The sequence below is a fragment of the Mesorhizobium sp. WSM4884 genome (assembly GCF_029625675.1).
In the GTDB taxonomy this organism is placed as follows: Bacteria; Pseudomonadota; Alphaproteobacteria; order Rhizobiales; family Rhizobiaceae; genus Mesorhizobium.
Genome location: NZ_JARTVO010000001.1, coordinates 98,930 through 121,544, shown reverse-complemented (window position 1 = coordinate 121,544; position 22,615 = coordinate 98,930). Strand labels below are relative to the sequence as shown.

Sequence of the window (22,615 nt, the reverse complement as noted above, 5' to 3'; positions counted from 1 at the left end):
GGGACGATCCAGAACAGCATGACCACAGCACCCGCTAAGGCGGGGTGGCGGTTCAGACAGCCGAGCGTCATTCCGGGCTTCGGATTGACGCTCGGCTTCTCGCTTGCCTACCTCACGCTCATCATCCTCATCCCGCTTTCGGGTCTGGTCTGGCGTTCGGCCGCGCTCGGCTGGACCGATTTCTGGGCGATCGCCGTCGACCGGCGCACCCTCAACGCGCTGAGGATCAGCTTCGGCACCGCCTTCATTGCCGCCGTGGTCAATGTCGTGTTCGGCACGGTCGTCGCGTGGGTGCTGGTCCGCTACCGTTTCCCGGGCCGCCGCATCGCCGATGCGATGGTCGATCTGCCCTTCGCGCTGCCTACCGCGGTCGCCGGTATCGCGCTTACCACGCTCTATGCGCCGAATGGCTGGATCGGCCAGCTTCTGATGCCGCTCGGCATCAAGGTCGCCTACACGCCGCTCGGCATCGTCATCGCGCTGGTGTTCATCGGCCTGCCTTTCGTCGTGCGCACGGTACAGCCGATCATGGAGGAGCTTGACAAGGAGGTCGAGGAAGCCGCCGCCACGCTTGGCGCCAACCGCTTCCAGATCATCACCCGTGTGCTCTTCCCGGGTCTGGCGCCGGCCATCATCACCGGCTTCTCGCTCGCTTTCGCCCGCGGCGTCGGCGAATACGGCTCCGTGATCTTCATTGCCGGCAATCTGCCCTTCAAGTCCGAGATCGCACCGCTTCTGATCGTGATCAGGCTCGAGGAATACAATTACGAGGCGGCGACCGCGATCGCGGCGATCATGCTGGCGCTGTCCTTCGTGATGCTTCTGGTCGTCAATCTCGTGCAGACATGGAGCCGTAAGCGCTATGGCTGATCCCGAGATCAAATCCTATGAGCCGCTGCACGAAAGCCAGTCGGCGGCGGTGACCGAAAGCCGGCCTGTGAAAGCCGTGCTGATGGCAATCGCCTTCGCCTTCGTCGCCGTCTTCCTGCTTCTGCCGCTGATCGTCGTCTTCCACGAGGCGCTCGCCAAGGGCATTGGTGCCTACACGGAGGCGCTTGCCAGCCCCGACACGCGATCGGCGATCCGCCTGACCCTGCTCGTGGCGGCGATCTCGGTGCCGCTCAACGTCATTTTCGGCATCTCGGCCGCCTGGGCGATCGCCAAGTTCGAGTTCAAGGGCAAGGCGTTCCTGACCACGCTGATCGACCTGCCCTTCTCGGTGTCGCCGGTGATTTCCGGCCTGGTCTACGTGCTCCTCTTCGGCGCGCAAGGCCTGCTCGGCGCCTGGCTGAAGGCGCACGGCATCGTCATCCTGTTCGCCGTGCCGGGTATCGTTCTGGCCACCGTGTTCGTCACCTTCCCCTTCGTCGCCCGCGAACTGATCCCGCTGATGCAGGAACAAGGCAATGGCGACGAGGAGGCCGCCCTTTCGCTCGGCGCCAATGGCTGGCAGACCTTCTGGTATGTGACGCTGCCCAACGTCAAATGGGGCCTGCTCTACGGCGTGCTTCTCTGCAATGCCCGCGCCATGGGCGAGTTCGGCGCGGTATCGGTGGTGTCGGGCCACATACGCGGCCTTACCAACACCATGCCGCTGCATGTGGAAATTCTCTACAATGAGTACAACGCCGTCGGTGCCTTTGCGGTCGCTTCGCTGCTTGCCGGCCTGGCTCTGGTGACGCTGGTCTTGAAAACGCTTCTCGAGATGCGTTACGGCGCCGAGATCGCCGCGACGCGCGGACACTAAGGTGCATGTCGCCCAAAAGTGTGTAGCGGTTTTGGGGCAACGACATGCATCAACTGACTGAGGGATTTGTATGGAAGTTCGCGTTGTCAACGTGCGCAAGGAGTTCGAGCGGTTTCCGGCGCTCCACGACGTGTCGCTCGACATCAGGTCGGGCGAGCTCATCGCGCTGCTTGGGCCATCCGGTTCCGGCAAGACGACGCTTCTCCGCCTGATCGCCGGCCTGGAGCGGCCGACCAAGGGTGCCATCTTCTTCGGCGACGAAGACGCCTCTCAGAAGTCGATCCAGGAGCGCAATGTCGGCTTCGTCTTTCAGCATTACGCGCTGTTCCGCCACATGACGGTTGCCGACAATATCGGCTTCGGCTTGAAGGTCCGCCACGGCGCCGCGCGTCCCCCGGCGCAGGAGATCCGCCGCCGCGCCTCCGAACTCCTAGACCTCGTCCAGCTGTCGGGGTTGGAAAAACGCTATCCGGCACAGCTTTCCGGCGGCCAGCGCCAACGCGTCGCTTTGGCCCGCGCCATGGCGATCGAGCCCAAGGTGCTTTTGCTCGACGAGCCGTTCGGCGCGCTCGACGCGCAGGTGCGTCGCGAGTTGCGGCGCTGGCTGCGCGAGATCCACGACGCCACCGGCCACACCACGGTCTTCGTCACCCACGACCAGGAAGAGGCGCTCGAGCTCGCCGACCGTGTCGTCGTCATGAGCCAGGGCCGCATCGAGCAGGTCGGCACCGCCGACGATATCTACGACACGCCAAACTCGCCTTTCGTCTACAGCTTCATCGGCGAGTCGAGCTCGCTGCCGGTCAAGGTCGACAATGGCGAGGTCTGGATCGCCGACCGGCCGATCGGCCTGCAGGCGCCGCACGCGCCATCCGGCGAGGCACTGCTTTATTTCCGCCCGCACGATGTCGAACTCCTCGACGGCTGCAGCGGCTGCATCGCCGGCACGGTCGCCGCCAGCCGGCGCGTCGCCGGCACCAGGCGGGTCGAGCTCGAGGTCGGCGGCGAACGCCAGCGCGTCGAGATCGAGCTGCCGGTCGACCATCCAGCGGCACAGAAGAGCCGGGTGGCCTTCAGGCCGCGGCGCTGGAAGCTTTTCCCGGCCTCCTGACGTATCTTGCGCTTGCCATTTCCCCCAGCGCGCGGCGGCGCCGCCGCCTGAATCGGGTTGGAAGAAAATCCTACCAAACCGCTATTCGGGCGGGATATTTTCCAGCTGCCCGAACGGCTCCCGGAGTGCGTGCCTCGTCGGACTCGGCTTTCCTTTTTATCGTCGCACCATAGTTCCGATCATTCCGAAGGAGATTTCCATGAAGCACTTATTGATTGGCATCGCCACTGTCGCCGGGCTCGTCCTGGCATCCTCCCAGGCCTGGTCGGCCGACAAGCTGTTGAATGCCTCCTATGACGTTGGCCGCGAATTGTTTGCCGATATCAACAAGGCCTTCGTTGCCAAGCATCCCGGCGTGACCGTCGATCAGTCGCATGCCGGAACCTCGGCTCAGGCGCGCGCCATTGCCGAAGGCCTGGCGGCCGATGTCGTCACCTTCAACCAGGTCACCGATGTCGATTTTCTGGTCAAGAAGGGCCTCGTCTCCGCCGATTGGCAGAAAAGTTTCCCTGACAACGCCTCGCCCTTCTATTCGCTGCCGTCCTTCCTGGTCCGCGCCGGCAATCCCAAGCACATCAAGGACTGGAACGATTTGGTGCGCGACGATGTGCAGGTGATCTTCCCTAATCCGAAGACTTCCGGAAATGCGCGCTACACTTATCTGGCCGCCACCGCCTACGCCAAGGAAGCCTTCAAGGGCGATGACGCTAAGGTGAAGGAGTTCATCACCAAGCTGTTCAACAACGTGCCGATCTTCGACACCGGTGGCCGCGCCGCCACCACCACTTTCGTGCAGCGCGAGATCGGCGACGTGCTGATCACCTTCGAGTCGGAGACGCGCGGCATCCGCAAGGAATATGGTGACGACAAGTTCGAACAGGTCACGCCTTCGGTCAGCCTGTTGGCCGAATTTCCGGTGGCGATCGTCGACAAGGTCGCCGACGAGCACGGCAGCCGCGATCTCGCCAAGACCTATCTCGATTTCCTCTATTCGCCCGAGGGCCAGGACATTGCCGCCCGCAACGGCCTGCGGGCTCGCGACGCTGCCGTCGCGGCGAAATACAAGGCCGAATTTCCCGACGTCCGCCTGTTGACGGTGGACGAGGTGTTCGGCGGCTGGGACAATGTGCAGAAAGAGCATTTCGCGGCCGGCGGCTTGCTCGACCAGGCCTACGGCAGTCGCTGATCCACAATCATAGGAAGCAGGAGAGCCGGCTTTTGCCGGCTTTCTGTATGTCTGGCGCTGGCATCGTTTTGTCGGGGAAATCCCACAACCAGTGTGAAAACGTTACGAAGAATCAACGCGTTTGTGCCTACACCTGTGCGGGCGAATTGTTGTGCCAAAATACGCTGCACAGCCGAACTGTCATGATTTGCACACAAACAACCGCCAGATGCAGGGCGATTGGGGTTTGATGAACTGAATCGGGCATGCTGACCAAAAAAGGCAAATACGGCCTCAAGGCCCTCGTGCATCTTGCCAGCCTGCCGGCTGGTCAGCTTGCATTCGTCAATGACATAGCGGTCGCCAACAACATCCCGAAGAAATTCCTGGACGCGATCCTCGGCGAATTGCGCAATGCCGGTTTCGTGCAAAGCCGCAAGGGCAAGGAAGGCGGCTATCGCCTGGCCAGGCCCGCCTCCGAGATCAAGATCGGCCATGTCGTGCGCGTGCTCGATGGTCCGCTGGCGCCGATCCCTTGCGCGAGCCGCACGCAATACCAGCGCTGCGAGGATTGTGACGAGGCGACGTGCCAGGTCCGCCATATGATGCTGGAAGTGCGCCAGGCGATCGCCGAGGTGCTCGACAATCGCAGTCTCGCCGCCATGCGAGACGCCGACAACGACGATTTCCCGGCCGAACTCACTTCGCAGATCTGACCACTCAGCCGCGGCGCCATACCGTTTGGTTGTCTCTCCTCGACAGACGCAGTAAAGCGGCTGACGGATGGAACAAGGTTTGGGGGTACCTGACGCATGAGGCTGCCTTGGCTAGGCAATTCCCGCAGGGCCAGCCGGCAACCTTCATCTCCAAACGTCTATCATACCGAGATCATCGCCGACGTGTTGGTGCCGGAGCGCGACGAAACCGTCCGCTTCTTCAGCCGCAAGCTCGTTCGCCCCGGCAAATTGCGCCGCTTCTCCAACAGGGATCTGCGGGAAAGCCTGCTGTCCTTGTTCTATCTCGGCGTGGCGGCGCTGCTGCCCGTCGCCTGGTGGGCGCCGATCTGCGATCGGGTTTCGACGCTTCGGCGCAAGCGCCATTTTCGCAGGGAATTCGCGCGCTATGATGTCGCGATCAAAGCGGTGCTTGGCGATGACGTCGACACGCAAAGCCTTTTCAGGGGCCATCTCGCCGCCGCGCATCGCCGCCGCCTGATGCTCGCCGCTCATCTCGTCCCTCGCCTCTGGTCGCCCTCTATCCGGCTGGAAGGGCTCGACGGCTTGCGCGAGGCCTTGCAGCGCGGCCGCGGCGCCATCGTCTGGTGCGATCAGTTCATCGCCCAGACCATCATCGGTAAGCGCGCCCTCTTCGAAGCCGGCATCGGGGCGCACCAGGTGAGCGTCACTTTCCATGGCTTTTCGGAAAGCAAATTCGGCCTGCATGTGATCAACAGGCCACTGGTCGAGGTCGAAAACCGCTTCCTGAAAAGCCGCATGGTCTTCGAGCGCGCCGACGCCTACCAGGTCACGGCGCGCATCCAGAAGGCGCTGAAGGAGAACGGCGTCGTGCTGATGACCAACACCATCTACGCGGGCTCCACCTTCACGGAGCTTGCCATGGGCGAGCATGGCTGGACTCACCTTGCCTCGGCGCCAGCGAATTTCGCGGCGCGCGCAGGTGCAGCGCTGTTTGCCATGTCGACCTTGGAGACCGTGCCCTTTCGCGAGTACCGCGCGATCGTCAGCCCCGAGCTGAAGCCCAACGCCGCTCGATCCGCGTCCTCGCCGGCAAAGGACGTGACGGCAAAGAACCTCGTCCTGCTGGCGGGCTACATCCTGCTCAAGCGCGACCGTCTGCTGGAAGCGATCAAATTATACCCCGATCAGATGATGGCCTGGTCCGGCGCCAATCGGCTCACCGGGCGACAGGATCAACCTGCGATCGGCGGCGACGCCGCTTGAAGCAAATTCGATTGCTGACGTTCTAAATTAGCCAAGGACTTCCTTCACGATCGCGGCCACGGTCCGCGTCGCATCCACCGTCACGGCGAACTCATCCGGGCCAGGCTCTTCCAGCGTCGCGAACTGGCTGTCGACCAGGCTTGCCGGCATGAAATGGCCTTTGCGGCCAGCGACCCGGTGCCAGGCCGTCTCACGATCGATTTTGAGATAGAGGAAGACGATCCCCGGGCAAAAGCGGCGCAGCCTGTCGCGGTAGCTGCGCTTCAGCGCCGAGCAGGCCGCCACGGCCTTCCGTCCGTCGGCGACGGAAGCCGCGATGCGCTCGCCGATGGCGTCGAGCCAGCTCTCGCGCAATGCGTCCGTCAGCGGCTCGCCGCGCGCCATGCGTGCCACGTTTTCCGGCGGATGCAACCGGTCGCCTTCGATGAAGACAGCGCCCAACGCCTCGGCCAGCGCCTCGCCGACGACCGTCTTGCCGCAGCCGGCAACTCCCATCCCGACGATGGCCGGCGCTGATCGGATGTCGTTCAATCGAGCCTCCGATGGTTGTGGCCTTGCCAATCCTTCATCCAAGATCAGCGACTTGCCGGCGCGCGGCCGTAGAGCAAAAGCATGGCGACGATCACGAGGCCGTAGATGATCTGCCGCCCCGCCTCCGGCATCTGCATGACGGACAGGATCGACTGCAGCAGCGTGATCAGGATCACGCCGGCGACGGTGCCGAGATAGGAGCCGCGTCCGCCGAGGATCGAGGTGCCGCCCAGCACCACCGCGGCGATCGACGGCAGGAGATAGGCATCGCCCATCGACTGCGCGGCCTTCGAGGCGTAGCCTGCCAGAAGCACGCCGCCGAAGGCCGAGAGTCCGCCGGACACGGCAAAGGCAATCATCACCACACGACGGGTGTCGATGCCGGAAAGATAGGCGGCCCGCTCGCGATTGCCGATACCGTAGACGGCGCGGCCGAAGCTGGTGCGGGTCAGCACGAAGACCATGGCCGCTCCTATCAGCGCCCAGATGATCACGGCGTTGGGGACCCCCGAAATGGTAAAACCGGTTGCGAGGTAACGCATTGCCGCCGTCGCCGAATCCTGCGGCGAGAACCCGCCCGTATAGACCACCATCAGCCCTTGCGCGACGGCGTTGGTGGCCAAGGTGATGATCATCGAGGGAATGCGCAGATATGCGACGCCGATGCCGTTCACGATGCCGATCGCCACCCCACACAGGATGCCGAACGGGATGGCAAGGGCAACACCGACCGGTCCGTAGGCAGCGGCGGCACAAGCCATCATGGCGCCGGTCGCCACCGACCACGGCACCGACAGGTCGATCTGCCCGAGCAGGATGACCAGCATCATGCCGGTGGCGATCACGCCGAGGAACGAGGCCACCTTCAGTTGCTGCAGGAGATATTCCGGCGAGAGAAAACTGCGCGAATAGAGACTGCCCACCAGAAGCAGGATCACGATGCATGCAAAGGCGGTCGCAACCGCCGGATCGGCGCGGCGGATGAATTTCGGCATGCGGCTGGCGATGCCGCCAAGCGTCGTTTCGCTCACAGGAACCACTCCAGCCGGTTGCGCACCCTGAACAGCGCGAACGCGCCGAGGCTGACCGCGATCAACAGGATAATGCCCTGGAACAGCGGCTGCCAGAGCGGATCGAAATCGAAGACGAACAGGAGGTCGCCGATGGTGCGGAAGGCGAGCGCGCCGAAAATCGCGCCGATGGCGCTGCCTTTGCCGCCAAACAAAGAAACGCCACCGAGCACGACGGCCGCGATGGAGAACAGCGTGTAGGCATTGCCGCTGGCATAGGCGGCTTCGCCCGTATAGGTGAAGAAGGTGAGGAACAGCCCGCCGATCGCGGCAAGCAGGCCGGCCAGCGTATACGCAAGGAACTTGCCCCTGCGGATCGGTACGCCCGACATATAGGCTGCCGTCTCGGACGAGCCGGCAGCGTAAGCCGCGCGACCGAGTTCGGAGCGGCTGAACGGTACCCAGACGACCAGCACGACGACGAACAGCGCCAGTAGGCTGGCCGGCACTATGCCGAAGAAGCGCCCGGTCAGAAAGTCGGCGAGGTCTTCATTGACCGAGCCGCCGGGAACCGGTCGCAAAAGCAGCGCCAGCCCGAAATAGACGGCACCCGTGGCGATCGTGGCGACGATCGGCTGCAGGCGTCCATAGATCACGATGGCGCCGTTGATCGCCCCGCAGACAAGCCCGGTGCCGAGCACGGCCACCACCCCGAACGCCGTTTCGAGCCCGGTGCCGAGCACCAGCCAGGAAGCCATGCAGTTGGTCAGCGTGAAGATCATGCCGACCGAGAGATCGATGCCGGCGGTGATCACCACGAGCGTCTGCGCCATGGCGACAAAAGCAAGCAGGACACCCTTGTTTGCCGCCGTCTGCACGACATTGGCGGTGAAGCCGGCCGGGTGGTTCGCGCTGTAGATCGCGAACATGACGATAAAGATGCCGAAAGCGAGCAATGTTCCGCGCTGTTCGGCCAGCCAATAGCGCCAATCCTTCACGCGCCCTCTCCCTGCGATGGCCGGTCACTTCCGCTGTGGATATTCAGCGCGCTGGCGATCAGCGCATGCTCGGTGATCTCGGCGCCGGCAAGTACTCTTTTGATGGTGCCGTCGTAGAGCACCAGCACGCGATCGCAGCAACCGATCAGTTCGTCATAGTCGGTGGAATAGAACAGGATCGCGGCGCCCGCGTCGGCCAGCTTGCGCATCAGCTGATAAAGCTCCTGTTTCGTGCCGACATCGATGCCACGCGTCGGATCGTTGAGCAGAATGATACGCGGCTGCCGCATCAGCCATTTGGCGATCACCACCTTCTGCTGGTTGCCTCCGGAAAGCGCGCCGACCGGAATGTCGAGGCCCGCGGTCTTGATCGCCAGCAGCCCGACCATGTCGTCGATCAGCCGCTGCTCGGCGGCGCGGTCGATGACGCCGGCCTTGGACAGCCGGTCAAGTGCCGCGAAGGACAGGTTCTCGCGCACCGTCATCGGCAGCATCAGCCCTTCCGTCTTGCGGTCCTCCGGGATCAGCGCCATGCCGATGCGGTCGTCGCTCGCAGCTGCGGGACTGGCAATCGAGACCGGCTTGCCGTCGACCAGGATCTGCCCGGAAAGACCCCGCAACACGCCGAAGAACGCAAGCAGCAGCTCGCGTTGGCCCTGGCCGTCCAGCCCGCCCAACCCGACGACCTCGCCGGCACCGATCGAGAACGAGATGTTGTCCAGCCGGTCCCCCCATGTCAGATTCCGCGCCTCCAGCACCTGAGCCGCGCCGTACCGAGGCCTGGTCGGCTTCGGCGGAAAGATGTGGCTGTATTCCCGGCCGATCATCAGCTCGACGACTTCGTTGTCGCTCTTGGACCCAGCTTTATAGCTGGCGACATTGCGGCCGTTGCGGAACACCGTGCACTGGTCGGCCAGCTCGGCGATCTCATTCATGCGATGCGAGATGTAGAGCAGCGCCAGCCCTTCCTCGCGCAGCCGCTTCAGCACCTCGAAGATCTTCGCGACATCCGCGGCGGTCAGCGCCGAGGTCGCTTCGTCGAGGATCAGGATGCGCGGCTTCCTGGCCAGCGCCTTGGCGATCTCGACCATCTGCCGGCGCGAGAGCGGCAGATCCTTGATCAGCGCCAGCGGGTGGATATCGGAGGCGCCCGCGCGGGCAAGCGCCTCTTCCGCGATCCGCCGCTGCGCCTTGCGATCAATCATGCCGAAGCGTTTCGGCGGACCGGAAATGACAATGTTGTCGGCGACGCTGAGCTCCGGAATGAGCGACAGCTCCTGGAAGATGCAGACGATGCCTGCCTGGTTCGCGGCGGCCGGCGATGCAAATGTCACCTCGCGGCCGTCCAGGGTCATGGTACCTTCGTCCGGCGCGACGACACCGGCCATGACCTTGATCAAAGTCGATTTGCCGGCGCCGTTTTCGCCGAGGATTGCGTGGATGCTGCCGGCCGTGACCGTGAGGTCGGCCTTTTCCAAGGCCCGCACGCCGCCATAGCGCTTGGATATGCCTTCCATGCGGAAGAGCGGAGCCGCGCCGTCCATCAGCCCTCCCAGGCCAGTTCGCGATTGGCATCGAGAGCCGGCGCCGCGATCATCCCGCGGCGCCGACAGGATAAGGCTACTTGTTTTCCTTGGTCTGGCCCATGATTTCCTGTGCGGTGAAATTGATGCCGCAGGTCGGGAAGGAATTGCCGACGAAGAAATTGTCGGACTGGTCCGGGAAGAAATCCTGTCCCGCCTTGAAGTTCGGGTCCTCGACGATAGCCAGCGGCAGTTTCACCGACTGCGGCACGACATTGCCTTCGAGAGCGGCAATCGCCGTCTTGATGGCGACCGCGACCTGGGCCGGGCCGGTGCCGGCCGACGAACATTTCAACCCATCTCCCGCATGCGCCGCGCAGAATTTGCGGAAGCCATTTTCCGTTTCGCCGCCGAACGGCACGAACGGATGCTTGGCGTCGATCATCGCCTGCACGATGCCGGTGTCGCCGCCCTGTCCCGTGATGCCGTCGAATGGTCCGCTGGTGGCGATGGCGTCGGCGGTGGCCTTTTGCGCCACGCCGTCATCCCACTTGCCCACGACCTCGGTGACATCCCACTTCTTGCCGGACCCGTCGAGCACCTCGTGGATACCGTTGTGCCGGTCGGTGTCGACGGAGGTACCGGCAACGCCGCGCACCTCGAGCACTTTCCCGCCATTCGGCACATGCGCGACCAGCCACTTGCCCCACAACTCGCCGAGGCCTTTCTGGTCGACGTTGACGTTGATGGCGTCCTTGGTGTCGAGGATGTTGTCGAAAGCGACGAGAATGACGCCGGCTTCCTTGGCGCGCTTGATGACCGGCCCGAACGCCGTCGGATTCTGGGCGTTGACGACGATCGCGTCGAAGCCGGAGTCGATGAAGTTGTTGATCGCCGAAATCTGCGCCGGCACATCCTCGCCGGTCGATACCACCTTGAATTCCTTGAGTTTCTTGGCAACGTCCGGCTGCGCGGCATAGGCCTTGGCCGTCTGGATCATCTGGATGCGCCAAGTGTTGGCGATATAGCCGTTGGCGAGCGCGATACGGTACGGCCCATCCTTCTTCGGATATTTGAAGAACTGCGTGTCGGCCGCCCACGGCGCGAAGCAGTCGGGCTCGGCGGACGGTCCTTTGACGATTTCCGGACCGGCTATCGCCGAAGAACTCAGCATGACGAATGCAGTGGCGGCAATGACGCCGCCAGCAAGTGACTTGATCATCGGTATTCCTCCCAGTTGCAGTTCTGCTTGTTGAATATGTGGCGGTCGGACGGCACCCTCCTGCCAATCCGATACGTTTGCGAGGCGGCTTACGGCCGTCCCTCCTTTCCCTCTCCCATTCCCTCCAGGCGGCTCATGAAACTATCATATTATACATAATAAACAAGCATGAGCTGTTGCTTATGTATAATAAACAGACTTCATATAAAAATGGTAGCGCTACCATTAAAGGCTGTAAACCGGCATTTGCACAGTCGCCTCTGCGTGTTTCAGCGAATGGTGCTCTCTCGGCGTATGAGCTCGAAACCGAGGTCGACGACCCGCTGCTGCGGCCTTTGGCCGGCGATCGCGGCAAGCGCCATCGCCACCGCCCGGCGGCCGATTTCATAGCGATGCGTGCGAACGCTGGTGACCGACGGAAAGGCCGCCTGCATCATGTCGAGATCGTTGAAGCCGACGATGCCGATCGTCTTCGGCACTGCGATCGCGGCGCGGTGGCATTCGAACAGAACGCCGAGCGCAATATCGTCATTGTTGCAGAAGACGCCATCGAGCGCCGGCATCTTGGCCAATGCATCGCGCAGAAGCTCGCGCCCGAGCGTCACGCTGGACAACAGCGGCGTGGTGGTGACCAGACGGGGGTCGAACAGGCCGGCCGCCTCCATCGCCGCGCGATAGCCGGCAAGGCGTCGCTGCGAGCGCGGATCCATGCGCGCGCCGATGAAGCCGATCCGCCTGTAGCCCGCTTCGATCAGATGCTCGGTGGCCGCCCGGCCGCCGTCGAAATGCGAGAAGCCGACGAGCATATCGATCGGATCCGGTCCGGTTTCCATGACTTGCACCACCGGGCAGCCGGCCGTCTCCAGCAGTTTTCGCGACTGCGGCGTCTGGTCGATACCGGCAACGATCAGTGCCGCCGGGCGCTGCAGGGCAAACACCTGCAGCAGCCGCTCTTCCTCCAGACCCGAGTAGTGCGTGTTGCCGAGCTGAATGCGGAACGGACCATCGGAGAGGCTGTCATAGATGCCGCGCACCACTTCGGCAAAGACGTTGTTGGTGAGCGATGGCACCAGCACGCCGAAGACTTCCGCGCGCGCCGAGGCCAGCGCCCGCGCATTGGGATCCGGCACATAGCCGAGCTCGTCGACAGCGGCCTGTATCTGGCGGCGCAGATCTTCCGAAACCCGCCCAGGCTCGCGCAGGGCGCGCGACACGGTAATGGCGCCCACACCCGCCTTGAGCGCCACGTCGGCGATGGTCGGGCGACCCCCGCCGCGGCGTGAGCGGGGCTTTGTCACAACCCTGCCCTTTCTGCGCGTAAGCGGCGCGGCAGCGGGCCGACCGTCAACATCTTAGCCAACATCCCGCAGCCCGTCCCATCCGATCTGGGTCGCGCAGGCGATGGCTCTTGTCAAGCGATGGTCAGGCTGTCCCAGCCACCTGACGGATATCAAGCCAGCGCTTCGGCGCTCCGCCTCGCCTTCCACATGAGGAGCAGGACGGCCGTGAGATTGACCAGATTCCAGGCGATGCCGTTGAGGAACGCCGCGGCATAGGAGCCGGTGAGATCGTAGATCCAGCCCGACATCCAGCCGCCGACCGCCATGCCGAAGATCGTTGCCATCATGACGATGCCGACGCGCTGTCCGGCTTCCTTTGCCGGCATGTAGTCGCGCACTATGATCGCATAGCAGGGAACGATGCCGCCTTGCGACAGGCCGAACACCAGCGAGACCACATAGAGAGAGGCAAGCCCGTCGAAGGGAATGTAGAAGAGCAGTGACAGGCACTGCAGCGCCGAGCCAATGAGCAGCGTCTTCACCGCGCCGATGCGGTCGGCGAGAAAGCCCGAGCCGATGCGGCTTACGACACCCGCCGCCAGCATGATCGACAGCATGTCGGCGCCGCGCGCGACGCCGTAGCCGAGATCCATGCAGTAGGCGACGATATGCACCTGCGGCATAGCCATCGCCATGCAGCAGCCGAATCCGGCAACGACCAGAAGCATTTGCAGCGCTGGCGGCGACAGCGATATCGGGTGAACCGGCCGGCTGCCCGGCGAGCCTTGAGCCACCTCGCGCGGCGCGCGGCGCCGCAGCATCAGCACCAGCGGCACCATGGTCACAAGGCAGATCACCCCGATCGTTGCATAGGTGAACCGCCAGCCCCCGCTTTGCATGACATAGGGCATGACGGTTGGCCAGACAGCGCCGGCAAGGTAGCTGCCGGAGGCGGCCGCGGTCACCGCGACGCCACGGCGGCGATTGAACCAGTGCGAGACGTCGGCGATCAGCGGTCCGAAGATCGCCGACGTGCCTACGCCGATCAAAAGCCCCTGGACGAGGGTGAATATCAGGATCGACGTGGTGAGCGAGGCAAGAAGAAAGCCCGCGCTGAGCGCCAGCGCGGAGGCAAGCGCCGGTATCCAGTAGCCCATGCGGTCGATGGCGCGTCCGACCAGCGCATTGCCGGCGGCAAAGCCGACCATCGTCGCGGTGTAAGGCATCGAGGCTGCCGCGCGATCGACGCCAAACTCGGCCTGGACGGCGGGCAGGACGACGACCACCGCCCACATGCCGGCGCCGCCTATCGTCGCCAGCAGCACCGAAACGGCAAGCCGCATCCATGCATAGCTACTGTCGATGCCGGGGCTGTTTGCCGCGCTTCCGGAGGTTATCGTCAAGGCATTTCCTATTAATGTTCCCGCGTCGGCAGTCCGGACCACTATCTGCCCATTTCCCGCATCGAGCAGCGCCACGACCGGCAAATCCGTGGCTCCAGAAACTTGGAACCGGCCATGCTGCCCCGAGTTGTGCCTGAGGGGAGTTGTGCCCCAGGAAGGAGCTTCACCATGACCGCCAGGAAGAAATGGTCGGCCGAAGTGACCAAACACAGCGATGCGCTGGATCTCGAGGAGCATGTCTTCGAATCCGACGATGCCAGGAAGATCGCCGCTTCGTTGAAGCGCTCGGCCGAGCACAGCCACCGCCGCAAGGCGGAGCCGTTCCGCTCCGCGATGTCGATGCTGAATTTCTACATCAACCGCGCCGGCAGGAATCTGCCGGAGGAGCGTAAGCGGGTGCTGGAAAAGGCCAAGGACGAGTTGCGCGTCGCCTTCGGGCGCGAAAAGCAGGATTGAGGCCTGACCTGAATCCCGGCGAGCCTCAGCGCGAACGGATGACGTCGTCGGTATTGGCAAGCAGCTTGCGCACGGCGTTGCGCGCCGCATCCGGCCGCTGCAGCCGGATGTTCCTCTCGATCGCTTCGTGCAGTTTCTGGGCGTGCTGCAGGTCGTCCAGCTCGCGTGTCGTATAGGCGAAGAGGTGGTCGAAAGCGGATTCGATCAGGACGCCGAGCGGCACCAGGAGATCGTTGCCCGAGGCCCGCAGAATGGCGAGGTGGAAGCGCGTGTCGGCGCGCGTGCGTTCCTGCAGGCTGGTCGCCTCGCCCATCTCGCGGCACGTTTGGCTGATCTCGGCCATCTGCTCGTCAGTGCGCCGCATCGCCGCGAAAGCGGCCGCCTCCGGCTCGATGATATGGCGGAATTCCTGCACCGTCTTCAGGAAGACCTCGCGATCCGGCGAGGTCGCGTACCAGGCGAGCACGTCGCGGTCGAGCAGGTTCCAGCGCTCCTTCGGCTCCACCCAGCTGCCGATCTTTGGCCGCGACGCCAGAAGGCTCTTGGCCATCAGCATCTTGATCGCCTCGCGCACCGCGGAACGGCTGACGTCGAAAGTCTCCGACCATTTTGCTTCGTTGGGCAGGATGGTGCCAGGCGGATAGTCGCCGCGTACGATCCGGAGGCCGATTTCGCTGGCCAGCGACGTATGCACGCTGGCGCCCGGGATGCGCGGCGCATCCGGCCGACGAACGCCCGCCATACGATCGGCGGATGCCACTCTCGTCGCCCTTTTTTCGTTGTTCGGCTTTGCGTCCCGCATATATCCAGAAAGTCCGGTTTTCAGAAGCTGTCAAGCACGGCAAGGCTGGCTTTGCCGCAAGATGCCGGGATGTGCACAGCTCAGCCGGGGCTTGGCTCCCTTCACGCACTCTTGACGTATTTGCGCCAGCTGTGTTCGGAGCGGAAGCCGAGCACCTCCCGAGCTTTGCGGTTCGACAGCAGCGTCTCGAATTCACCGAGCTCGGCTTTCACCGGCACGCCCGGATAGAAACGCTTCAGCAGCTCCGCCGTCGGTAGGTCGGACGAGGTGTCGTCGTTGGCGGCGTTGAACACCTGATAGCCCAATCCGTCCTTCTCGATGGCGCGCAAGGTGATCTGGCCAAGATCGCGGGCATCGATATAGCTCCAGGCGATACGCTTGCGGAAACCCGGATCGGCGAACCATTTTGGGAACAGCGCATATTCATGCGGCTCGATGACGTTGCCGATGCGCAGCGCATAGATGTCGAAACCGCTGCGCAGCGCGAAGGCGCGCGCCGTCTTCTCGTTGACGATCTTCGACAGCGCGTAGCTGTCCATCGGGTCGACGTCGTAGTCCTCGTCGAGCGGGAAATGCGTCGGGTTGCGCGGTTCGTTGGCGAAGACCAGGCCGTAGGTCGTCTCGCTGGAAGCGATGATCACCTTGCGGATGCCGAGCTTCACAGCCGCCTCGATGACGTTGTAGGTGCCCATCGCGTTGATGCGGAACACCTCGTTGTCGGGCGTGATCATGATGCGCGGGATGGCGGCGAAATGCACCACGGCATCGACTGGCTGCGCCCGCAGCGACGGATCGAACTCGTGCAGCCCCGCATAGCTCGACAGCGCATTGAACACCTGGCCGCTGTCGGTGATGTCGGTGATCAGCGTGCGCACCTTCGAGTTGTCGAGCGGCTTGGTGTCGATGTTGAGCACCTGGCAGCCATGCTCGACCAGGTACTGGACTACATGGCGGCCGGCCTTGCCGCTGCCGCCGGTGAACATGATCCGCTTCGTCATTTTGCTCTCCACATTGCACGAGAATTATGTGTATTGTCAGACAATATGGTATTCCGCAATCGCCTGCCAACCGCGATCCGCGAAAACCTTCTCCAGCAATCGCTCGCCGGCCGGTCCGGCCGGCGCCGACCATCAAAAAAACAGGAACGAAACGACATGACCACCACCGCTGCCCGCGAAAACATCGGTTTCATCGGCCTCGGCCTGATGGGGCACGGCATCGCCAAGAACATCGTCGACAAGGGCTATCCGCTGACCTTCCTTGGCCGCAAGAACCGCAAGCCGGCGGAAGACCTGATCGGCCGCGGCGCCAAAGAAGCATCGACTTCTCGCGAGGTGGCGGCGGCGTCCGACATCGTCTTCATCTGCGTCACCGGCTCGCGCGAGGTGGAGGCGATCATACGTGGCCCCGGCGGACTGAAGGAAGGATTGAGAAAAGGCGCCGTGGTGGTCGACTGCTCGACATCCGACCCTGTCTCCACCATGGCGCTCGCCGCCGAGCTCAAGGCGCTCGGCGTCGACTATGTCGACGCGCCGCTCAGCCGCACGCCGAAGGAGGCCTGGGAAGGCACGCTCGACGCCATGGTCGGCGCGCCCGACGCGGTGTTCGCCAGGCTGAAGCCGGTGATCGAGACCTGGGCCGGCCGCATAGTCCATATCGGAGACACCGGGGACGGCCACCGCATGAAGCTGCTCAACAATTTCATCTCGCTGGGTTACGCGGCGATCTATTCGGAGGCGCTCGCCTTGGCGCAGAAGGTCGGCATCTCGCCGCCGCGCTTCGACAGTGTGATCCGCAACGGTCGCATGGATTGCGGTTTCTATCAGACCTTCATGCGCTGGACGCTGGAGGGCGATCGCGACGCGCATAAATTCTCCATCGCCAATGCCTTCAAGGATTTGACCTATCTGGAATCGATGGCAGGCGCTGCCGGCATTGCCAACCCGCTGGGCAACGCCACCAAGAACTCGTTCGCGACCGCTTTCGCCGCCGGACCGGCCGACCAGTATGTGCCGATGCTGGCGACCCATGTCGGCAAGCTCAACGGCGTCGACCTGATGCCGTCGAAGGACGGCGTGAAGCAGAAGATCTGACGCCCGCCGGACGAGTCCTCACCGCCGCGACCGCCCGATCACCTCGTCGGTGTTGGCGAGCAGCTTGTGCACCGCGCTTCTCGCGGCGGCGGGGCGCTGCAGGCGGATGTTCCGCTCGATCGCCTCGTGCAGGGACTGGGCCCGCCGCTGGTCGCTGTGTTCGCGCGTGACGAAGACGAAGAGATGGTCGAGCGCCGACTCGATCAGCACGCCGAGCGGCACCAAAAGCTCGTTGCCCGAAGCGCGCAGGATGGCGATATGGAAGCGCGTATCGGCACGCGTGCGCTCCTGGAAATGCATCGCCTCCCCCATCTCGCGGCAGGCCTGGCTGATCTCGATCATCTGCTCGTCGGAGCGCCGCGTCGCCGCGAAGGCGGCCGCCTCCGGTTCGATGATGTGGCGGAACTCCTGCACCGTCCTCAGGAACACTTCGCGGTCGGGCGACGTGGCGTACCAGGCGAGCACGTCGCGGTCGAGCAGGTTCCACCGCTCCCTTGGCTCGACCCAACTGCCGATCTTCGGCCGCGAGGAGAGCAGGCTCTTGGCCATCAGCATCTTGATCGCCTCGCGCACTGCCGAGCGGCTGACGTTGAAGGTTTCCGACCATTTGGCTTCGTTGGGCAGGATGGTGCCGGGAGGGTAGTCGCCACGCACGATCCTGAGGCCGATCTCGCCCGCCAGCGAGGCATGCACACTGAGGCCGGCGATCCGTGTCGCCTCGGGCCTGCGGATCGTAGCCGGCTGAACCGGTTCGGCCAGGCGCTTCCCTGACTTTTCTCGTGGCATCCGCGTCCCGGTGCCTCCCGTCGCGGGCAGGCCGCCCGCAATCATCCGCCAAGAAATTTCGGGCGCACGAAGGCCCTCGCCTGTTACCGGAGGCAAAGGCCGCGTTCATGGTCCAAGCGGAAAAAGGGTGAAGGGGCGCCCACGAGGGGCGCCCCAGCTATCGAAGCTTACTTCTGGATGCAGGTGTCGACCGTATCCTTGGTGCATTCGTCGAGGCCGGTGAAGACCGGATCGTCGACTTTCTTGCCGCCGATGAGGTCGAGCATCACCGAAGGCGCCTTGTAGCCCATTTCGAACGGCCGCTGGCCGACCAGCGCGGTCACCAGCCCGTCCTTGGCGATCGCCACTTCGTCGCCGATGGTATCCGCGGCGCCGATGGCGAACTCGTTTTTGGCGATCTTCTCGGCCATCGGCTTGAACAGGTCGCGATAGGGCTGCGGAGCGCCGAACAGCGGCCAGCCGCCCATGATGCCGAATGCGTCGAGCTTCGGATTGGCGGCGAGGATGTCGGTCATCGCCTGAACGCCCTTGGCACCGTCGTCATTGGTGAACACCGGGCAGCCGGCCACTTCGGTCCAGCCGCCTTCGCCCTTCAACGCCGGCAGACCTTCCTTGCCCGACAGCGCATCGCGCATGCCCTGCGCGCGGCGCAGGATGTTGTCGGCCGCGGCATTGCCCTCGATGGTGCAGATCGTGCCGCCATTCGGCTTGGCCTTCTTGATGTATTCGCCGATGCGCTTGCCCATCAGATAGTTGTCGGTGCCGAGATAGGTCTTGCGCAGCGCCGCATCTTCCTTGGTCAGGTCCGCGTCGACCGTCATGATCGGGATCGACGGATTGGCGCTCTTGATCGTCTGCGCGATCAGCGGCGCATTGGACGGCGAGATCGCCATCGCCGCCGTATCCGGCTTGCTCAGCATGTCCTGCACGATCTGGGCTTCGCCGGCCTCGTCCGAGGTCGATGCCGGACCGGTGTAGAAGCATTCATATTCGGAACTGGCGTTTTCCTTGTTCCATTTCTCGCACCCCTGGTGGATGGCTTCGAAGAACGGGTTGTCGAGACCCTTCACGACAATGACGAGCTGTTTCTTGGCCAAAGCCGGCCCGGCGCCCAACGCCATGGCGGCGACGGCGGCGAGCAAAAGTGATTTCCTCATATCATCTCCTCCCTTGAAAACAGACGGACACGACGTGTCCGCCACACCGATCGGCCCGGATGCAAGGGACACGGCAATCGCCTTGAATGCTCGTGTCTTAAACCGGTCCGATAAGCATTTGCCGATCCGTTTCCAGCTCGATGAACGCTGGCCTTGCCGGATCCTGACCAAACCCCGCCAACCGCCTCCATCGGGCGGCGGTCTTGCGAGGACAAGCCCTTCCTCCGACCCTAACTAATAACGGCTCGCAGCCAACGTCAATTCCTATTTGTCCTACAAAACCGATTTTTCGACGAGATCCGAAATTAATCGCCCGACAGTTGATTGACGCCCATGCTGGCTTTTGCCTAAATGCACTGATCGCACCCGCTCGGGAGGAGTTGGACGTGCGAGGCCCATGCGGCGCCGGCATCGATGACGGCGCCCGTGGAACGGAAACGGGGAGGCTTAAGGCTGGTGTCGGTTCTCGAACTCGCCAACATCTCGAAGCATTTCGGCGCCATCCAGGCGGTGAACGACGTCTCGTTCACGCTGCAGGCCGGCGAGGTCGTCGGCCTGATGGGCGACAACGGCGCCGGCAAGTCGACGCTGGTCAAGATGATCGCCGGCAACTTTCGCCCAAGCCATGGCACGATGCGCATGGACGACAAGGAGTTGATCCTGCACAAGCCGGCCGAGGCCCGCCAGCACGGCATAGAGATCGTCCACCAGGACCTGGCGCTCTGCAACAATCTGACGGCCGCCGCCAATGTCTATCTCGGCCGGGAACTCCGCCGCGGCATCGGCCCGCTCCGCATTCTCGACTATGCCGCGATGTACAGGCGCGCCGGCCAGCTCTTCGCCGAACTGAAATCCGAGACGCGGCCGCGAGACCTCGTCAAACAGATGTCGGGCGGTCAGCGCCAGGCGGTGGCGATCGCCCGCACCATGCTGTCGCAGGCCAAGATCGTGCTGATGGACGAGCCGACTGCGGCGATCTCGGTCCGGCAGGTCGCCGAAGTGCTGAACCTGATCCGCCATTTGCGCGATCAGGGCATCGCCGTCGTGCTGATCAGCCACCGCATGCCCGACGTTTTCGACGTCGCCGACCGCGTCATCGTCATGCGGCGCGGCCGCAAGGTCGCCGACAAGAAAATCGCTTCGAGCTCGCCCGAGGAAGTCACGGGGCTGATCACCGGGGCCATCGAACAGGTGGCATGACAGCACTGATCCGGAACTCGCGCCACTGGCGCGCTTCACCTTTGGCAGGAAGGGTCGATAATGGCAGTCACACTTGACCAGACGATCGCGCAGAAGCAGCACACCTTCCTGTCGCGCATGCTGTCCAGCCAGACCTTCTGGGTGGTTATCGCGGTCGTCCTTGCCTGCCTCTTCCTGTCCCTTGCCACGGATTCCTTCGCCACGTCGAAGAACATCTTCAACATCACCCGCAACGTCACCTTCGTTGCAATCATCGCGCTCGGCATGACCTTCGTCATCATCACCGGTGGCATCGACCTGTCGGTCGGCTCGGTGCTGTGCCTGTGCTCGATGGTGCTTGCCGTTACGATGCATGCCGGTTACGGCATCGTCATCGGCATTGGCGTCTCGATTGCCACCGCACTCATTATCGGTGCCTTTAACGGCGTCCTTATCGCCTATCTCGACTTCCCGCCTTTCGTGGTGACGCTCGGCATGCTCTCGGTCGCCCGCAGCCTCGCCATGGTCGCCTCCAACAACACCGTCGTTTTCCAATTTGGACCGGATCACGACAAGCTGCTCGCTCTGGGCGGCGGCGCCTGGGTGTTCGGCATCGCCAACCCGGTGCTCTACATGATCCTTCTGGCGCTGCTTACGGGCTTCACCCTGCGCTGGACCAAGTTCGGCCGGCATATCTTCGCCATCGGCGGCAATGAGCACGCGGCGACGCTGACCGGTGTTCCGGTGCGCCAGATCAAGGTCGCGGTCTATATGATCTCGGCGCTTTCCGCCGGTCTCGCCGGCATCATCCAGACCGGCTGGCTCGGCGCCGTCACCACCAATATCGGCACCGGCATGGAACTCCAGGTAATCGCCGCCACCGTCATCGGCGGCGCCAACCTCGCCGGCGGCGTCGGGACGGCTCTGGGTGCCGTCGTCGGCGCCGCACTGATCGAAGTAATCCGCAACAGCCTAGGCCTGCTCGGCATCAACGCCTTCTGGCAAGGCACGTTCATCGGCGGCGCGATCATCCTCGCCGTGCTGTTCGACCGCATCCGCAACTTCCGGCGCAGCGACTAAGGCGCAACCTTCCCTTCTCCCAAAACAAGCGGAGAAGGGGACGCTCCTATCGTTCAGTCTGAAAATCGGCGGGGACCGACGACGCGAAGCACCCGTCGTTCCGCCGCGCCTTGACGGAGGCCGGAGGCCGGCCGCAAAATCCCACGGCAGGCGAAGGGAGGCCAGTCGCCTGCGGGAGGAAGTATACCCATGACGGACGCGATCAGGCTCTATTGGGGCCGGTTCGGACATGTCTCTGTCCTGAATGTCGCCAACGACTTCGTCACCCATGCCCATGGCGAGGCGCATCTCATCATCTGGCTGGAAGGCACTGCCGGTGAAATGACGATCGGCCGCGAGACGGTGCGGCTCGGACCGACCACCGCCGCCGGCATCAACTCGTTTCAGCCCCACAGCCACGCCCTTTCTCATGACGGCAGGCCCGGCCTGTTCCTCGCCTTCTACATCGATCCCGACTGGGCTCGCCGGCGCCGTGATCTGCCCTCGTCGGCGCCGCTGTTCGCGCAGGCGGCAATCACGTTGGAGCCGTGGCTGCATCAGGCGGCGGCAAACCTGCTCGATCATCTGAGCGACAATGAAAGCATCGACGATGTCGCCAACTACGAGATCGAGCGCTTCATCGACAGTGTGCTCGATGCGGCCGATGCTTCGGCGCCCCAGGCAGCGCGGGCTCGCGTCAACACGATGCTCGATTTCCGCGTCCGCAAGGCGATCCAGCTGATGAAGGCCAATGTCTGCGAGCGCATCTCCTTCGACGACGTGGCACGCAGCGTCGGTCTGTCCCGACCGCATTTCTTCGCGCTGTTCAAGGAACAGACCAATTTGACGCCGAACGTCTATTGGAACACGCTGCGAATGGAGGAAGCTGTGCGCCAGCTGCAGTGGTCGCAGGAACCGCTGATCTCGGTCGCCTGCAATCTCGGCTTCACCACGCAGGGCAATTTCTCACGCTTTTTCCGCGACCACGTCGGCGTGCCGCCGACGCTTTATCGCGAAGCGGCCCGGGCGATGTGCTGAGCCACTGAAGCGCGCCATTTTTCAGACTGATTGATAGGCGCGCAAGACGCGTTGATAAGCGCAATCCGGCTGACCGTCCTAGCCTTCTTCCCAT

22 protein-coding genes are annotated in these 22,615 nt (G+C 63.5%); 11 read left to right on the top strand and 11 right to left on the bottom strand.

Annotated elements, in window-relative coordinates; all coding sequences use genetic code 11:
- Positions 1-18 precede the first annotated feature (18 nt).
- The 6 genes from cysT to P9236_RS00510 all read left to right on the top strand — a co-directional run bounded on the left by cysT (position 19) and on the right by P9236_RS00510 (position 5,984).
- Positions 19-870: a sulfate ABC transporter permease subunit CysT gene (cysT, locus tag P9236_RS00535; protein WP_278072657.1), complete on the top strand. Its 852-nt coding sequence runs from the start codon at positions 19-21 to the stop codon at positions 868-870.
- The gene (gene cysW, locus P9236_RS00530; protein WP_278072656.1) at positions 863-1,747 is read left to right on the top strand and encodes a sulfate ABC transporter permease subunit CysW; all 885 of its coding nucleotides are present in this window, start codon (positions 863-865) and stop codon (positions 1,745-1,747) included. The genes cysT and cysW overlap by 8 nt, the downstream gene beginning before the upstream one ends.
- A 70-nt stretch (positions 1,748-1,817) precedes the next feature.
- Positions 1,818-2,858, top strand: coding sequence for a sulfate/molybdate ABC transporter ATP-binding protein (locus tag P9236_RS00525; RefSeq protein WP_278072655.1), 1,041 nt, complete (start codon positions 1,818-1,820; stop codon positions 2,856-2,858).
- Between the two features lie 199 nt (positions 2,859-3,057).
- Positions 3,058-4,044 (top strand): sulfate ABC transporter substrate-binding protein, encoded by a 987-nt coding sequence (locus P9236_RS00520; protein WP_278072654.1) that lies wholly within the window; start codon positions 3,058-3,060, stop codon positions 4,042-4,044.
- Between the two features lie 245 nt (positions 4,045-4,289).
- Positions 4,290-4,739 carry an Rrf2 family transcriptional regulator gene (locus P9236_RS00515; RefSeq protein WP_040970141.1) on the top strand — a complete coding sequence of 150 codons (450 nt, stop codon included), beginning with the start codon at positions 4,290-4,292 and terminating at the stop codon, positions 4,737-4,739.
- 96 nt (positions 4,740-4,835) lie between these two features.
- Positions 4,836-5,984, top strand: a complete 1,149-nt coding sequence (locus P9236_RS00510; protein WP_278072653.1) for a hypothetical protein — start codon at positions 4,836-4,838, stop codon at positions 5,982-5,984.
- Positions 5,985-6,011: 27 nt separating this feature from the next.
- Here the strand turns inward: P9236_RS00510 and P9236_RS00505 are convergent, their stop codons facing one another.
- The 7 genes from P9236_RS00505 to P9236_RS00475 all read right to left on the bottom strand — a co-directional run bounded on the left by P9236_RS00505 (position 6,012) and on the right by P9236_RS00475 (position 13,891).
- Positions 6,012-6,479, bottom strand: a complete 468-nt coding sequence (locus P9236_RS00505; RefSeq protein WP_278073047.1) for a gluconokinase — start codon at positions 6,477-6,479, stop codon at positions 6,012-6,014.
- A gap of 80 nt (positions 6,480-6,559) precedes the next feature.
- Positions 6,560-7,546 carry an ABC transporter permease gene (locus P9236_RS00500; RefSeq protein WP_278072652.1) on the bottom strand — a complete coding sequence of 329 codons (987 nt, stop codon included), beginning with the start codon at positions 7,544-7,546 and terminating at the stop codon, positions 6,560-6,562.
- Positions 7,543-8,523, bottom strand: coding sequence for an ABC transporter permease (locus P9236_RS00495; protein ID WP_278072651.1), 981 nt, complete (start codon positions 8,521-8,523; stop codon positions 7,543-7,545). The genes P9236_RS00500 and P9236_RS00495 overlap by 4 nt, the downstream gene beginning before the upstream one ends.
- Complete coding sequence (locus P9236_RS00490; RefSeq protein WP_278072650.1) at positions 8,520-10,067, bottom strand: sugar ABC transporter ATP-binding protein; 1,548 nt, start codon at positions 10,065-10,067, stop codon at positions 8,520-8,522. The genes P9236_RS00495 and P9236_RS00490 overlap by 4 nt, the downstream gene beginning before the upstream one ends.
- Before the next feature lie 76 nt (positions 10,068-10,143).
- Complete coding sequence (locus P9236_RS00485) at positions 10,144-11,268, bottom strand: sugar ABC transporter substrate-binding protein (RefSeq protein ID WP_278072649.1); 1,125 nt, start codon at positions 11,266-11,268, stop codon at positions 10,144-10,146.
- A gap of 269 nt (positions 11,269-11,537) precedes the next feature.
- Positions 11,538-12,566 carry a LacI family DNA-binding transcriptional regulator gene (locus P9236_RS00480; protein ID WP_278072648.1) on the bottom strand — a complete coding sequence of 343 codons (1,029 nt, stop codon included), beginning with the start codon at positions 12,564-12,566 and terminating at the stop codon, positions 11,538-11,540.
- A 152-nt stretch (positions 12,567-12,718) separates the two neighbouring features.
- Entirely contained in the window at positions 12,719-13,891 is a 1,173-nt protein-coding gene (locus P9236_RS00475) for an MFS transporter (RefSeq protein ID WP_278073046.1), read from the bottom strand.
- Between the two features lie 228 nt (positions 13,892-14,119).
- Here P9236_RS00475 and P9236_RS00470 point away from each other — a divergent pair, with 228 nt between their 5' ends.
- On the top strand, positions 14,120-14,407 hold the full coding sequence (locus P9236_RS00470; RefSeq protein WP_278072647.1) for a DUF3175 domain-containing protein: 288 nt from the start codon (positions 14,120-14,122) through the stop codon (positions 14,405-14,407).
- Positions 14,408-14,432: 25 nt separating this feature from the next.
- On the opposite strand, the gene P9236_RS00465 is transcribed toward P9236_RS00470, so the two are convergent.
- Positions 14,433-15,209, bottom strand: a complete 777-nt coding sequence (locus P9236_RS00465) for a FadR/GntR family transcriptional regulator (RefSeq protein ID WP_278072646.1) — start codon at positions 15,207-15,209, stop codon at positions 14,433-14,435.
- Between the two features lie 101 nt (positions 15,210-15,310).
- On the bottom strand, positions 15,311-16,207 hold the full coding sequence (locus tag P9236_RS00460; RefSeq protein WP_278072645.1) for an NAD(P)-dependent oxidoreductase: 897 nt from the start codon (positions 16,205-16,207) through the stop codon (positions 15,311-15,313).
- Here P9236_RS00460 and P9236_RS00455 point away from each other — a divergent pair.
- The gene (locus tag P9236_RS00455; protein WP_347405162.1) at positions 16,133-17,302 is read left to right on the top strand and encodes an NAD(P)-dependent oxidoreductase; all 1,170 of its coding nucleotides are present in this window, start codon (positions 16,133-16,135) and stop codon (positions 17,300-17,302) included. The two genes, P9236_RS00460 and P9236_RS00455, sit on opposite strands and share 75 nt — an antisense overlap.
- Positions 17,303-17,320: 18 nt before the next feature.
- On the opposite strand, the gene P9236_RS00450 is transcribed toward P9236_RS00455, so the two are convergent.
- Together P9236_RS00450 and P9236_RS00445 are read right to left on the bottom strand one after the other, a co-directional pair.
- Positions 17,321-18,088, bottom strand: a complete 768-nt coding sequence (locus P9236_RS00450) for a FadR/GntR family transcriptional regulator (protein ID WP_278072643.1) — start codon at positions 18,086-18,088, stop codon at positions 17,321-17,323.
- A gap of 167 nt (positions 18,089-18,255) precedes the next feature.
- Positions 18,256-19,245, bottom strand: a complete 990-nt coding sequence (locus tag P9236_RS00445; RefSeq protein WP_278072642.1) for a sugar-binding protein — start codon at positions 19,243-19,245, stop codon at positions 18,256-18,258.
- A gap of 456 nt (positions 19,246-19,701) precedes the next feature.
- On the opposite strand from P9236_RS00445, the gene P9236_RS00440 reads away from it, so the two are divergent.
- The 3 genes from P9236_RS00440 to P9236_RS00430 all read left to right on the top strand — a co-directional run bounded on the left by P9236_RS00440 (position 19,702) and on the right by P9236_RS00430 (position 22,521).
- The gene (locus P9236_RS00440; RefSeq protein WP_278072641.1) at positions 19,702-20,445 is read left to right on the top strand and encodes an ATP-binding cassette domain-containing protein; all 744 of its coding nucleotides are present in this window, start codon (positions 19,702-19,704) and stop codon (positions 20,443-20,445) included.
- 60 nt (positions 20,446-20,505) lie between these two features.
- A complete protein-coding gene (locus P9236_RS00435; RefSeq protein WP_278072640.1) occupies positions 20,506-21,504 on the top strand; it encodes an ABC transporter permease in 999 nt (332 codons plus the stop codon).
- Positions 21,505-21,693: 189 nt separating this feature from the next.
- Positions 21,694-22,521, top strand: a complete 828-nt coding sequence (locus P9236_RS00430) for an AraC family transcriptional regulator (RefSeq protein WP_278072639.1) — start codon at positions 21,694-21,696, stop codon at positions 22,519-22,521.
- Positions 22,522-22,615 lie beyond the last annotated feature (94 nt).

Coding starts and splice junctions, on each gene's coding strand:
- cysT (WP_278072657.1), top strand. CDS start 19: ATGACCACAGCACCCGCTAAGGCGGGGTGGCGGTTCAGACAGCCGAGC.
- cysW (WP_278072656.1), top strand. CDS start 863: ATGGCTGATCCCGAGATCAAATCCTATGAGCCGCTGCACGAAAGCCAG.
- P9236_RS00525 (WP_278072655.1), top strand. CDS start 1,818: ATGGAAGTTCGCGTTGTCAACGTGCGCAAGGAGTTCGAGCGGTTTCCG.
- P9236_RS00520 (WP_278072654.1), top strand. CDS start 3,058: ATGAAGCACTTATTGATTGGCATCGCCACTGTCGCCGGGCTCGTCCTG.
- P9236_RS00515 (WP_040970141.1), top strand. CDS start 4,290: ATGCTGACCAAAAAAGGCAAATACGGCCTCAAGGCCCTCGTGCATCTT.
- P9236_RS00510 (WP_278072653.1), top strand. CDS start 4,836: ATGAGGCTGCCTTGGCTAGGCAATTCCCGCAGGGCCAGCCGGCAACCT.
- P9236_RS00505 (WP_278073047.1), bottom strand. CDS start 6,479: ATGGGAGTTGCCGGCTGCGGCAAGACGGTCGTCGGCGAGGCGCTGGCC.
- P9236_RS00490 (WP_278072650.1), bottom strand. CDS start 10,067: ATGGACGGCGCGGCTCCGCTCTTCCGCATGGAAGGCATATCCAAGCGC.
- P9236_RS00485 (WP_278072649.1), bottom strand. CDS start 11,268: ATGATCAAGTCACTTGCTGGCGGCGTCATTGCCGCCACTGCATTCGTC.
- P9236_RS00475 (WP_278073046.1), bottom strand. CDS start 13,891: ATGCGGCTTGCCGTTTCGGTGCTGCTGGCGACGATAGGCGGCGCCGGC.
- P9236_RS00470 (WP_278072647.1), top strand. CDS start 14,120: ATGACCGCCAGGAAGAAATGGTCGGCCGAAGTGACCAAACACAGCGAT.
- P9236_RS00465 (WP_278072646.1), bottom strand. CDS start 15,209: ATGCGGGACGCAAAGCCGAACAACGAAAAAAGGGCGACGAGAGTGGCA.
- P9236_RS00455 (WP_347405162.1), top strand. CDS start 16,133: ATGCTCGACCAGGTACTGGACTACATGGCGGCCGGCCTTGCCGCTGCC.
- P9236_RS00460 (WP_278072645.1), bottom strand. CDS start 16,207: ATGACGAAGCGGATCATGTTCACCGGCGGCAGCGGCAAGGCCGGCCGC.
- P9236_RS00450 (WP_278072643.1), bottom strand. CDS start 18,088: ATGCCACGAGAAAAGTCAGGGAAGCGCCTGGCCGAACCGGTTCAGCCG.
- P9236_RS00445 (WP_278072642.1), bottom strand. CDS start 19,245: ATGAGGAAATCACTTTTGCTCGCCGCCGTCGCCGCCATGGCGTTGGGC.
- P9236_RS00435 (WP_278072640.1), top strand. CDS start 20,506: ATGGCAGTCACACTTGACCAGACGATCGCGCAGAAGCAGCACACCTTC.
- P9236_RS00430 (WP_278072639.1), top strand. CDS start 21,694: ATGACGGACGCGATCAGGCTCTATTGGGGCCGGTTCGGACATGTCTCT.